The sequence below is a fragment of the Isoptericola sp. Y581 genome (genome assembly GCF_059445475.1).
Genome location: NZ_JCAIUK010000002.1, coordinates 576,174 through 588,271 on the forward strand (window position 1 = coordinate 576,174; position 12,098 = coordinate 588,271).

A 12,098-nucleotide genomic window follows, 5' to 3' on the forward strand; every position below is an offset into this window, starting at 1 on the left:
CGCCCACCCCGACGGACGACGAGGTGATCGTGATGACGACGGACAATTCACGGGCGGAGAAGCCCAGCGAGGATACGAAGGCGCGCTTCCGGGAGGCGCTGGAGAAGAAGAACGCAGCCAGCCACCCGACCACGGGCAAGGACGCGAACACGGGACAGGTCCACGGCTCCGAGACCGCCGGTCCGGTCCAGAAGATGTTCCGCCGCAAGTCCGGCTGAGCGATCTCGACCACGCGCGCGAAGGGCGCCCCCGGAACTCCGGGGGCGCCCTTCGCGCATCGGCGTCGTCGAGGCGTCGTCGAGGTCAGCCGGCGGCCGGCCCGGGCGGGAACTCGGGACGCTCGAAAGCGTCGCGGATGCGCAGCCGGATCGTCGAGGGCATCTCCTGGAGCTTGGCCGAGGCGCCCCGTTGCGTCACGTCCGAGATGTCGGTCACGACGTACCCGATCTCCCCGCGCGTCGCGAGCATCTGTGCCTCGATGTTGGCGCCGTGGTCGGCGAAGACCTGGTTGACGGCCGCGAGGACGCCCGGGACGTTGCGGTGCAGCAGCATGATGCGGCCGACACCGGTGTGCGCGAGCTGCAGGCCCGGCAGGTTCACGGACAGCGTGGTGGATCCGGTCTGCACGAAGTCGCGGACCTTCTTGGACACGAACTCGCCGATGGCCTCCTGGGCCTCCTCCGTCGAGCCGCCGACGTGCGGCGTCAGGATGACGTTCGGCAGCCCCCGCAGGGGCGAGGTGAACTCGTCGCCGCGCTTTTTGGGTTCGGTCGGGAAGACGTCGACGGCGGCGCCGCCGAGGTGGCCCGACAGGATGTGCTCGCGGAGCGCCTCCACGTCGACGACGAAGCCGCGGGACAGGTTGAGGAAGATGGCCCCAGGCTTCATCCCCGCGAAGAGGTCCGCGCCGAAGAGCCCGGCGTTGCCGGGACGGCCGTCGACGTGGATGGTCACGGCGTCGGCGACCGCGAGGAGCTCCTCGATCGTCTCGACGCGGCGCGCGTTGCCGAGCGCCAGCTTCTCGGCCGTGTCGTAGAAGACGACGCGCAGCCCGAGGTTCTCCGCCAGGACGGAGAGCTGTGAGCCGATGTTGCCGTACCCGATGATGCCCAGCGTGCGGCCGCGCACCTCGTGCGCGCCGTCGGCGGTCTTGTCCCACACGCCGTCGTGCAGCGCCTTGTCGCGCACCGTGAGTCGCCGGGTCAGGGCGATGATCTCGGAGACGGCGAGCTCCACCACCGACCGGGTGTTCGAGTACGGCGCGTTGAACACGGCGACGCCGTGGGCCGCGGCGGCGTCGAGATCGATCTGGTTGGTGCCGATGGAGAACGTCCCCACGGCGAGCAGCCCGGGCACGCTCGCCAGGACCTTCCGGGTGACGGTGGTCTTGGACCGGATGCCGAGGATCTGGAAGTCCGCGAGGGACTCGATCAGCTCGGCCTCGTCGAGCGCACCGGAGCGCGTGACGACCTCGATCCCCGCGTCACGGAGATTCTGGGCGGCGACAGGATGGACGTTCTCGAGCAACAGGGCGCGCAGCACGCCCCCATGGTGCGCTGTCCCGTCGGCGCCCACAAACCCGTCTCACGCCACGGCCGGCTCCACGATTCCGGCGGGCAGCGGCTGCCCGTGCACGATCACGAGCCGCTGGGTCGGCCGGGTCATGGCGACGTACAGGTCGGAAGAGCGGCCGGGGCCGTCCGCGACGGCGGCAGGCTCGACCAGGACGACGGCGTCGAACTCCAGGCCCTTGGCCGCGCGCGGGTCGAGGACGCTCACCTGGGCGTCGTCGGGACGCTGGGCGAGGAGGCGCGCGCCCTCGGCGCCCAGCCGCTGCGCGACGGCGGACCGCACGGCCTCGCGGAGCGCCGGGACGCGGTCGCCGGGGGCGATCACCGCCACCCGGCCCGCGCCGTCGGACTCCACGAACTCGCCCGCCAGCGCGACGACCTGGTCGACGACCTCCTGGACGAGGGCCGGCGCGGAGGGGTCGGGGTCGTCGACGCGCAGCAGCTCCAGTGCGCGGTCCACCTGCCGGGCCGCCGTGAGGGGGGAGACCGGGAGGTCGGCCGCGGTCGCCATGCGCTGCGCGGCGTCGGCCACCTCGGCCGGGGTGCGGTAGCTGATCGTGAGCTCCTCGAGGCGCCACGAGCCGCCCAGCACGGGGTCGAGCGCGCCCGCCCACGACCGTGCCCCCGCAGGGGACGATGTCTGCGCGACGTCGCCGACGATGGTCATCGACCGCGTGGGCACGCGTCGGACCAGCATCCGCCACGCCATCGGTGACAGCTCCTGGGCCTCGTCCACGACCACGTGCCCGTAGGTCCAGCTGCGGTCCCCGGCCGCGCGCTCGGCTGTGGTCAGCTGCGGGCCGGTGGACTCGAAGCGGGATGCCAGGGTCTCGGCGTCCACGAGCCCGCCGCCCGCGCCGGTGGACTCGAGTACCGACCGGGCGTACTCGAGCTCCGCGGCCCGCTCGGACGTGCGGGTGTGGGCCTCGGCACGCGCGATGGAGTCGTCCTCGCCCAGCAGCTCGGCCGCCTCGTCCAGCAGGGGGACGTCGGACTCGGTCCACGGCGCGTCGGGCGACCGGCGCAGCGCAGCGCGATCGGCCGCCGAGAGCTCAGGAGCTGCCTCCGCGAGGCGGTGCGGCTTCGCGAAGAGGTCGGCGACGAGCTTCTCGGGCGTGATGGGGAACCACGCGAGGTTGAGGGCGACGCGCACGTCCCGGTGCGAGCGCAGGTCCTCGGTGACCATCGTGACGTCCTCCGGCGCGAGGTCGTTGTCGGACACCGTGCGGTACTGGTCGACGAGGCGGGACAGCATCTCCCGCACGAACGCGGACCGGGCCTCGTTGTGCGGCTTGTGGGTACGCCGGGCGCGGGCGATGGCCTCGCGCACGTCGCGCGGCCGCACGGCGAGGTCGTACCCCTCCAGCTGGAACCGCACGTCCTGGGCGGGGATCCGCTCGCGGGCCCGCACGGCCCGGCGGACGATGTCGCGCCAGACGAGGCGTCCCTTGATGCGCGCGGCGGCCGCCGGGTCGAAGGCGGTCGCCCGCACCCCGGGCAGCAGCTCGCCCACCGTCGTCGCCACGACGCCCGTCTCGCCGAGGGAGGGGAGCACCTGGTCGATGTAGCGCAGGAAGGCCCGGCTGGGACCGACGAGCAGGACGCCGCTGCGCTCGAGCACGCGTCGGTGGGCGTACAGGAGGTAGGCAGCGCGGTGCAGTGCGACTGCCGTCTTGCCGGTGCCAGGCCCGCCCTGGACCACCAGCGCCCCGGCGAGGTCGGCCCGGATGATGCGGTCCTGCTCCGCCTGGATAGTCGCGACGATGTCGGTCATCCGGCCGGTGCGGCGCGCGGCGAGCGACGCGAGCAGGGCACCCTCGCCCGAGAGCGTCGACGCCGCGAGGGCACCGTCGGCGCCCGTCGCCCCACCGTCGCCGGTCGCCAGCGCGTCCAGGTCGAGCACCTCGTCCTCGAGCCCCGTCACGGTGCGGCGGGTGGTCACGAGGTGCCGGCGCCGGCGGACGCCGGACGGGTGCAGGGCCGTGGCGCGGTAGAAGGCGGTAGCGGCGGGCGCGCGCCAGTCGGTGAGCAGCGAGACGTGCTCGTCGTCCGCGAGCCCGATCCGCCCGACATACCGGGTGACGCCGTCGTCGAGGTCGAGCCGCCCGAAGGCGAGCCGGTCCTCGACCGCGTCGAGCTGTGCCACGCGGTCCTCGTACAGGGTGGCGAAGGCGTCCCGTTCGCTGCGGTTCTGCGGTGAGCCCGAGGGTCCCGACCTCCGTACGTCCGCGAGCCGTTCGCGCGTCGCGCGTCGCAGCTCGTCAAGTCTCGCGTAGAGGTGATCGACGACCCCTTGCTCACGTGCCAGCTCGTCGTGCCTGCCCGCCACGCAACCTCCCCAGCATCAATCACGCCGCATCAATCGCGCCACGCACGTGCAACGGCGCGGCCTCGTGCGGCGGACCATCATTGCAGATCTGGCCGGGCATCGGGCACGACGTCCACGCGCCGAGAGGCGACGCGCCGGGCGGGGGGCACCGCGCCCGAGGTGGGGTGCGGGCTAGGATCTGGCCCATGAGCAGCGGCGACGTCCTGCGAGCCGGGCCCGAGGGGCCGGTCGAGGACGCGACGGCGACCGTGCTCCTCGTCGAGGACGACGACGGGGACGCGCTGCTCGTCACGGAGCTGCTCGAGGACGCGGGGGTCGAGGTCGCGCTGCGCCGCGCGCGCTCGGTCGCGGAGGCGGTGGAGGCGCTAGCTCGACCTGGCGGTGTCCCCGGGGTGGACTGCGTGCTCCTGGACCTCGGCCTGCCCGACGCCGTGGGGCTCACGGCGATCGAGCGGCTCCGGGAGGTCGCCGAGCGGGTCCGGGACGTCCCGGCCCTGGTCGTGCTCACCGGCCTCACGGGGGGAGACCAGGGGCTGCGTGCCGTGGCCGCAGGGGCCGACGACTACCTGGTCAAGGGCGAGACCGACGCGCGCCTGCTGGGTCGGTCGCTGCGCTACGCGCTGCAGCGGCGCCGTTCCGCCGCGCAGCAGCGCGCGCTGTACCGGAGCGCGGTCCGCGCCGAGGAGACGGCGCGGCTCGAGCGGGCGTTGCTGCCCAAGCCGCTCGTCGGGGACGAGAAGGTGTCGGTGATGGTCGGCTACCTGCCGGGCGGCGGCGGGCTGCTCGGCGGCGACTTCTTCGACACGGTGGAGCGGCCCGACGGGTCCATCCTGTCGGTGGTGGGCGACGTCGCGGGGCACGGCCCCGACGAGGCGGCCCTGGGCGCTACCCTCCGCACGGCCTGGCGCACCCTGGTCCTCACCGGGGCGCCGCCAGAGCGCATCCTCGAGCAGCTCGAGCGGGTGCTCCTGACGGAGCGCGCCCGCCCGGAGGTCTTCGTGACGCTCTGCCAGGTGGTCGTGACGTCGGACCGGACCGCCGTCGACCTCTACCTGGCCGGGCACCTCCCGCCCCTGCTCATCACGGGCCCGGTGGGCGGGCTGCGCTGCGAGGCGCTGTCGCCGGCGGGCCGCGGGCGCGCGCTAGGGGTCCCGGTCGACGGCGGGTGGGAGCCGCGTCGCATCGCCCTCCACGGACCCTTCGCCCTCATGCTGTATACGGACGGCCTGGTCGAGGCGGAGATCAGCGCCGCCGACGTCCCATCAGCGCAGGCCGCCGGCGAGCCGATGCTGGACGGGCTGGGCAAGGACGCGCTCGGCCTGGTCGCCCTTCAGGTTCAGCGCCCCGCCCGCCCCGGCCCGCTGCGGCGGCGCGTGCCGCGGCTCGGGCAGTCCGGGCTGCACGAGCTCGTCCGGGAGGAGCTGGAGCGGCACGGCATCGTCGGAGTGGTGGAGCGGGTGCTGCGTCGGGTGCGCGCGCTGCACGGCGGGCCGCTCACGGACGACGCGGCCATGCTCGTCGTCGGCTGGACCGGTCGCGGCAACTCCGTGGTGGGGGAGCGGTCCTCGACGCTCGCGGACTCGGCCGAGTGGGCGCGCCCGTGACGGACCAGCGCAGCCTGCGCGACGTCGTCCTGCGTCTGCTCCTCGTCGTCGGTGCGGTGCTCCTGCTCGCGCTCGGGGTGGCGCTCGTCGCCATCCAGCGCTCCCTGGCGCTGCTGCGCGTGGGCGCCGGGGACGAGGCGATGGACGCGGCGCACGCGTGGAACCGCACGCTGTTGGCCGTGGTGATCGTGCTCGTGCTGCTCGTCGTCCTGATGGGCCTGTTCATGTGGCGTGCGCTGCAGCGCGGCGTGACGGGCCCGCTGGCCCGTCTGACCGCGTCCGTCCGGGCCGCGAGCACCGGCGCGCACGAGCACGAGATCCGGGTCGAGGGCACCGGCGAGGTCGCGGCGCTCGCGGCCGACGTCGAGCACATGCGCCGCGAGCTCGTGCAGCATGTGGCCGAGGTGCGCGCCTCCCACACCGAGACCGAGCAGGCGCACGCCCGGCTGGCCGAGCAGACGCGCGAGCTGGCGCGGTCGAACCAGGAGCTCGCGAGGTCGAACCGCGACCTCGAGCAGTTCGCCTACGTCGCCTCCCACGACCTCCAGGAGCCGTTGCGCAAGGTCGCGAGCTTCACGCAGCTGCTGCAGAAGCGCTACGGGGACCAGCTCGACGACCGCGCCGACCAGTACATCGCGTTCGCGGTCGACGGTGCGCGGCGCATGCAGCGGCTCATCCAGGACCTGCTGAGCTTCTCGCGCGTGGGGCGGTCGGGAAGCCCGCCCGAGCAGGTCGACCTCGAGCAGGTCCTCGAACAGGTGCGGCACGACCAGGGGGAGCGGATCGCGGAGGCGGGCGCCCGGGTGACCCACGACCCGCTGCCGGTGGTGCGGGGCGAGCGGGCGCTCCTCGCGATGCTGCTCGGCAACGTGATCGGCAACGCGGTGAAGTTCCGCGGCCCGGGGCGCCCGCCGCACGTCCACCTGTCCGCACGCCGGTTGTCCGCGCCGGAGGAGGGCTGGGAGATCTCGTGCACGGACAACGGGATCGGCATCGACCCCCAGTACGCCGAGCGCGTCTTCGTCATCTTCCAGCGGCTGCACCCCAAGGACGTGTACTCCGGCACCGGCATCGGGCTCGCACTGGTGAAGCGGGTGGTGGAGCACCACGGCGGGCGGGTGTGGCTCGAGCCCACGGACGGCGGGGGGACCACGGTCCGCTGGACCCTCCCGGACGGTGACGAGGCATAGGAGGCCGTCGTCGGTTAGGCTCGGTGCACGTCGCTGACCTGCGAAGACGTGCGAAGTCGCAGGTCAACGGGCGGCGGGACCGACGGCAAGGAGTGGGAATGACGGACCAGCAGGCAGGCATCGAGGTCCTGCTCGTCGAGGACGACCCCGGGGACGTGCTCATGACCCGTGAGGCGTTCGAGGAGCACAAGGTCGCGAACCGGCTCTCGGTGGTCTCGGACGGGGTCAGCGCGATGGAGTTCCTGCGCAAGGAGGGCGAGCACGCCCAGGCGCCGACGCCGGACCTCGTCCTGCTGGACCTCAACCTGCCCCGGATGGACGGCCGCGAGGTGCTCGCGGCCGTGAAGGACGACCCGCGGCTCAAGCACATCCCCGTCGTGGTACTCACGACGTCGGAGGCCGAGGAGGACGTGCTGCGCTCGTACTCCCTGCACGCGAACGCGTACGTGACGAAGCCGGTCGACTTCGACCGATTCATCCAGGTGGTCCGCGAGATCGACGATTTCTTCGTCACGGTGGTGCGGCTCCCGCGACGCTGAGGGCCCTCGGGAAGGATCCGGGCGGTGGCACGGTTGTGCCTCGTGCGGGCGGGAGTCCGCCCGAGCCGTGCACGTCGGTACCTGAGGAGGAACCCGTTGCTGGACCCGCAGAGCATCTACGAGGTCGACGAGGCCGCCGTCGCGCGCGCCCTGCCCCACCGTGGGCCGGACGCGCAGCCGACCGGCGACGGGCCGGTGCTGCTGCACGCCCTGGACGGGTTCGTCGACGCCGGCTCCGCGGCCGAGGTCGCCGTGGAGCACCTCACCAAGGAGCTGACCACCACGCGCGTCGTGACCTTCGACGTGGACCAGCTGCTCGATTACCGCTCGAAGCGGGTGGGGATGACGTTCGACGCCGACCGGTGGTCGTCGTACGACGAGCCGTTCCTGGCGGTCGACCATCTGGTCGACCGGGAGGGCACGGGCTTCCTGCTGCTGCACGGGTCCGAGCCCGACCTGCAGTGGGAGCGCGTCGCCGCGGCGGTGAAGACGCTCGTGGAGCGCTTCGACGTCTCCTTGACCGTCGGCTTCCACGGGATCCCGATGGGCGTTCCCCACACCCGGCCGCTGTCGCTCACGGCGCACGGGACGCGGCCGGGCCTGGTCGAGGACTACACGTCGTTCTTCGGCGCCGTGCGTGTGCCGGGCTCGATGGCCGCCCTGCTCGAGTACCGCCTGGGCGAGGCCGGCTACGACGCCATCGGGTTCACCGTGCACGTGCCGCACTATCTCGCCCAGTCCCGGTACACGCCGGCGGCGGTGGTCGCGCTGCGGCACGTCGAGCGCGCCACGGGCCTCGACCTGGCGACGGGTCGCCTGGCGGAGGCCGCGGCGGACGCGACGATCGAGGTCGAGAAGCAGGTGGGCGAGTCGACCGAGGTCAAGGCCGTGGTGCAGGCGCTCGAGGAGCAGTACGACGCGTTCACGCGGTCCGTCGGGCGCCCCTCCCTGCTCGCCGAGCAGGCGCCGCTGCCGACGGCCGAGGAGCTCGGCGCGGAGTTCGAGCGGTTCCTGGCCCACCAGGACGACGATTGACGGGTCCCGGGGCTCCCGGTCCGTTCTGGCACCAGGGCGTGATGTCGCGACCGTCCCGGTTGGTCGTCGCGCGGCGTCCGTGGCATACCCGTGTGGTCCGTGCCACACTGACCGCGTTGCAGGAGCGCGCTTCCGGAGGATCGGCGGCGGGCTCGCGCAGCGACAGGCTGCCGTCCGGTACGCCCGTGACCGTGTGGACGGAAGGTCGAAGGATCAGCATGGCGCAGGGTTCTGTGAAGTGGTTCAACGCCGAGAAGGGCTTCGGTTTCATCGCGCAGGACGACGGCGGCGCCGACGTCTTCGTGCACTACTCCGCGATCGAGACGCAGGGGTACCGCTCCCTGGACGAGGCCCAGCGGGTCGAGTTCGAGATCACCCAGGGTCCCAAGGGCCCGCAGGCGGAGCGGGTCGTCCCGCTCTGAGGTACTGATCTGCCTGACGGCGGCCGCGTCCCCGATGGGGGTGCGGCCGCCGTCGTTGCGGGGCCCCTCAGATGCCCGCGAACTCAGATACCCGCGAACTGATGCCCGCGAACTGATGCCCGCGAACTCAGATGCCCGCGAACCGCGCGAGCTCGTCGCCGACGAGGAGCCGAGTCGGGACCGGAAGGCTGCGCAGCCCGCGAGCGAGGGCCGGGTCGTGCAGGTCGACCGCCGGAGAGAGGTCGGCCTCGCCGGCCGGCGCGGACCGCACCGCGGCGAGCACGACGTTCCCGTAGCGGCGGCCCTTGAGGATGGCCGGCTCGGCGACGACCCCGAGGCGTCCGTCGCCCGCCCCGTCGTCGCCGAAGACCTCCGCGAGCGTGCCGATCTCGCGGCGGGCGAGGTGCAGCGGCGGGCGGTCCGCGCAGTTGGCGAGGAGCACCCCGCCGGGCCGGAGCACCCGGTGCGCGGCGGCCGCGAACTCCGCGTCCGCGAGGTGCTCGGGAGTGCTGTCGCCGGCGAACACGTCGCGGACGACGACGTCGAACGACTGCGGCGGGAGGGTCCCGAGGGCATGGCCGGCGTCGTCGGCTCGCAGCCGCAGCCGCGGTGCACGAGGCAGCGCGAACCAGGCCCGCACGAGCTCGAGCAGGCGTGCGTCGACGTCGACGCCGAGCTGGCGCGAGCCGGGCCGCTCGTGCTCCACGGCGCGGGCCAGGGCGCACCCGGCCGCGCCGAGGTGCAGCACCCGCAGCGGTCCGGCCGGCATCGTGGCCATCACGGTCGCCATCTGCTGCATGTACTCGAAGGCGAGGAACCCGGGGTCCGCGAGGTCGAGCGCCGAGCTGGGCACGCCGTTGACGTGCAGCGTCACGCGGTCCGGGTGGTCGGGGTCGCGCTCGACGCGCGCGGTCCCGGTGTCGATCGGCACCTCGCCGTCCGGCAGTGTCGGTGCGTCGGTGGATGCTGGGTGGCGTCGACCGGACCGGCGGTCGGGGCGGGAGCCCCCTCGGGGCGAACGGGACATGGGACCAGTCTCCCCGGTCCATCGCCCGGCCGGGCCGGCCGGCCGCCGGTTGACAGGAGTCGAACAGGTGTTCGACACTGACGAGGGCGCGGCGAAGGTCGCGGAGCACGGGAGGTGCAGGATGTCGGCTCGCACGAGATCTGCCAGGACGGCGGGTGGCCGTGGCCCCGCCGTCGTAGGCGCCCTGCCGCCGAGCCCCGAGGTGACGCGGCTCCTGGACCGGTCGGACGCAGAGCTCGCGGCGGCGACGAACGCAGTCGATCCTGCCCAGCGCTTCGTGCACGCGCATCTGGCTGCGCTCCGGGCGGCGGCTGCGGTGGTGGCGCTGCGGGGTCGCCCCTCGGTCCGCAGCCGTGCGCGATCGGTGTGGGACATGCTGGCCCTCGTGGAGCCGGGCCTCGCCGCGTGGTCGGGTTACTTCGCCGCGGGCGCGCGGGTGCGGGCGGCGGTCGAGGCGGGGCTCGAGCCGGAGGTCGACGAGCGTCGTGCCGCGGAGCTGGTCGCGTGCGCGGAGGACTTCCGGGACGAGGTCGGGCTGCTCGTCGACCCGCGTGCCGGCTTCGCGCGGCCGCTCGCGGTCGCGCCGGCGGCGTCGTGAGTCGCGGCCCGCGGGCCGTCGGCGCGTTCCGCGACTGGGGTTCCGACGAGTCGGGCACCTCCGTCCTGCACGTCGACATGGATGCGTTCTTCGCCTCGTGCGAGGTCGTCCGCCGTCCGGAGCTGCGGGGTCGGGCGGTGATCGTCGGCGGCCGGGAGCGCGGCGTCGTCCTCGCGGCCACCTACGAGGCGAGGGCCTTCGGCGTCCGGTCGGCGATGTCGATGGCCGCCGCGCTGCGGCTGTGCCCGCACGCCGTGGTCGTGCCGCCGGACCACCACCTGTACCACGAGGTCTCCGAGTCGATGATGGCCCTGCTGTCCACGGTCACCCCGTTGGTCGAGCGTGTGTCGGTCGACGAGGCCTTCCTCGACGTGAGCGGAGCGCGCCGCAGGCTTGGTGCTCCGACGGCGATCGCGGCACGGTTGCGGGAACAGGTCTACGCCGAGCACGGGATCACCTGTTCGGTCGGGGTCGCGCAGAACAAGTTCGTGGCCAAGCTCGCGTCGACGCACGCGAAGCCCGACGGGATGATGCTGGTCCCGGCGGACGCCACCGTGCGGTTCCTGCGGACGCTGCCGGTCGGGGCGCTGTGGGGCGTCGGGGAGAAGACGGAGGCCGCGCTCGGGCGGTGGGGCATCGGCACGGTGGCCGAGCTCGCCGACACGGACGTGCCGACGCTCCAGGCGGCCGTAGGCAGCGTCGTCGGCGCCCACCTCCACGACCTCGCGTGGGGGCGCGATCCGCGTCCGGTCGTCCCGGGCCGCGAGGAACGGAGCGTGGGGGCCGAGACCACGTTCGAACGGGACCTGTGGGACCTGGGCGCGGTGGAGCAGCGGGTGCTCGAGCTCGCCGACCGTGTCGCGGCGCGGATGCGTCATCAGGGTGTCGTGGCGCGCACCGTGGCGATCAAGGTGCGCACGAGCGACTTCCGCACCTTCAGCCGGTCGCGGACACTGCCCGCGCCCACGGACGTGGCGCGGGTGATCTTCTTGGTCGCGCGCGAGCTGCTGGCCGCGGCGGAGCTGCGCGGGCTTCCCGTGCGGTTGGTCGGGGTGCGCGGGGAGAACCTGCAGGTCAGGACCGGTCTTGCGGAGCAGATGACGCTCGATGAGGCGGTCGATCCGCGCCAGGAGGCGAGGCGCGAGGCCGAGTTGGCGCTCGACGCGGTGCGCGAACGGTTCGGAAGTTCGGCGATCAGCCTCGGCGCCGCCGCGCGGCGGCGACCGAGTCCGCCCCCGCCGACTACCGTGCCGGGCAACGCAGGCATATCCTGAGGGAGTTCATGTTCCACCGCGAGACCCGGGGGGACTCGATGCCTCTGTCCGAGTACGAGCAGCGAGTGCTGGAGCAGATGGAGCGCGCGCTGAGCAGCGACGATCCCCGTCTGGCGAACACGCTGCAGCAGGCGCGCCGCCGGTCGCCACTGCGTTATGTCCTGGCCGGTGTCGGAGTGGTCGCGGGCCTGCTGCTGCTCGTGCTCGGTGCCGCCACGTCGCAGGCATGGGTGGGAGTCGTCGGCTTCGTGCTCATGTTTGCCGGGGTGGCGTACGCGTTCGCCGCACCCCGCAAGACGGGCCCCGTGGGAGTGGCCCGCCCCGACGGTACGGTCGACCCGACGACGAACCCCGACCGGGCACGTCCCGGCCGGACCACGACGAGGCCCGCCGCCCCGCCGAAGAAGGAGGGCTTCCTGACGCGGCTCGAGGAGCGTTGGGAGCGCCGTCGCGACCAGGGTCGCTGACCCGGGCCTGCTCGCTCGGCCTGGGCGTCAGCTCGGGCCGGG

The 12,098-nt window shown here is 73.5% G+C and carries 12 protein-coding genes; 9 read left to right on the plus strand and 3 right to left on the minus strand.

What is annotated here, in order from left to right; all coding sequences use genetic code 11:
• Nucleotides 1-32 precede the first annotated feature (32 nt).
• A complete protein-coding gene (locus AC1C2W_RS05750) occupies nucleotides 33-218 on the plus strand; it encodes a DUF5302 domain-containing protein (RefSeq protein WP_495390349.1) in 186 nt (61 codons plus the stop codon).
• A gap of 85 nt (nucleotides 219-303) precedes the next feature.
• Here the strand turns inward: AC1C2W_RS05750 and serA are convergent, their stop codons facing one another.
• The gene (gene serA, locus AC1C2W_RS05755; protein WP_495390350.1) at nucleotides 304-1,542 is read right to left on the minus strand and encodes a phosphoglycerate dehydrogenase; all 1,239 of its coding nucleotides are present in this window, start codon (nucleotides 1,540-1,542) and stop codon (nucleotides 304-306) included.
• Between the two features lie 42 nt (nucleotides 1,543-1,584).
• Entirely contained in the window at nucleotides 1,585-3,900 is a 2,316-nt protein-coding gene (locus AC1C2W_RS05760; protein ID WP_495412605.1) for a HelD family protein, read from the minus strand.
• A gap of 185 nt (nucleotides 3,901-4,085) precedes the next feature.
• Between AC1C2W_RS05760 and AC1C2W_RS05765 the strand changes: the two genes are divergently transcribed.
• From AC1C2W_RS05765 to AC1C2W_RS05785, 5 genes are all read left to right on the plus strand, one after another.
• A complete protein-coding gene (locus AC1C2W_RS05765; protein WP_495390352.1) occupies nucleotides 4,086-5,504 on the plus strand; it encodes a PP2C family protein-serine/threonine phosphatase in 1,419 nt (472 codons plus the stop codon).
• The gene (locus AC1C2W_RS05770; protein ID WP_495412606.1) at nucleotides 5,501-6,694 is read left to right on the plus strand and encodes a sensor histidine kinase; all 1,194 of its coding nucleotides are present in this window, start codon (nucleotides 5,501-5,503) and stop codon (nucleotides 6,692-6,694) included. The genes AC1C2W_RS05765 and AC1C2W_RS05770 overlap by 4 nt, the downstream gene beginning before the upstream one ends.
• A gap of 98 nt (nucleotides 6,695-6,792) precedes the next feature.
• On the plus strand, nucleotides 6,793-7,233 hold the full coding sequence (locus tag AC1C2W_RS05775; RefSeq protein ID WP_495390354.1) for a response regulator: 441 nt from the start codon (nucleotides 6,793-6,795) through the stop codon (nucleotides 7,231-7,233).
• A 96-nt stretch (nucleotides 7,234-7,329) separates the two neighbouring features.
• Nucleotides 7,330-8,268: a proteasome assembly chaperone family protein gene (locus AC1C2W_RS05780; protein WP_495390355.1), complete on the plus strand. Its 939-nt coding sequence runs from the start codon at nucleotides 7,330-7,332 to the stop codon at nucleotides 8,266-8,268.
• A 218-nt stretch (nucleotides 8,269-8,486) separates the two neighbouring features.
• Complete coding sequence (locus AC1C2W_RS05785) at nucleotides 8,487-8,690, plus strand: cold-shock protein (RefSeq protein WP_495390356.1); 204 nt, start codon at nucleotides 8,487-8,489, stop codon at nucleotides 8,688-8,690.
• Nucleotides 8,691-8,817: 127 nt separating this feature from the next.
• Here the strand turns inward: AC1C2W_RS05785 and AC1C2W_RS05790 are convergent, their stop codons facing one another.
• A complete protein-coding gene (locus tag AC1C2W_RS05790) occupies nucleotides 8,818-9,621 on the minus strand; it encodes a spermidine synthase (RefSeq protein WP_495412607.1) in 804 nt (267 codons plus the stop codon).
• 298 nt (nucleotides 9,622-9,919) lie between these two features.
• Between AC1C2W_RS05790 and AC1C2W_RS05795 the strand changes: the two genes are divergently transcribed.
• Genes AC1C2W_RS05795 through AC1C2W_RS05805 form a run of 3 tightly spaced genes read left to right on the plus strand, consistent with a single transcriptional unit; the run spans nucleotide 9,920 to nucleotide 12,056 of the window.
• Nucleotides 9,920-10,315, plus strand: a complete 396-nt coding sequence (locus AC1C2W_RS05795; RefSeq protein ID WP_495412608.1) for an SAV_6107 family HEPN domain-containing protein — start codon at nucleotides 9,920-9,922, stop codon at nucleotides 10,313-10,315.
• Nucleotides 10,312-11,589 (plus strand): DNA polymerase IV, encoded by a 1,278-nt coding sequence (locus AC1C2W_RS05800; protein WP_495390359.1) that lies wholly within the window; start codon nucleotides 10,312-10,314, stop codon nucleotides 11,587-11,589. Before AC1C2W_RS05795 ends, AC1C2W_RS05800 begins: the two co-directional genes overlap by 4 nt.
• Before the next feature lie 38 nt (nucleotides 11,590-11,627).
• Entirely contained in the window at nucleotides 11,628-12,056 is a 429-nt protein-coding gene (locus AC1C2W_RS05805; RefSeq protein WP_495390439.1) for an SCO2097 family morphological protein, read from the plus strand.
• Nucleotides 12,057-12,098 lie beyond the last annotated feature (42 nt).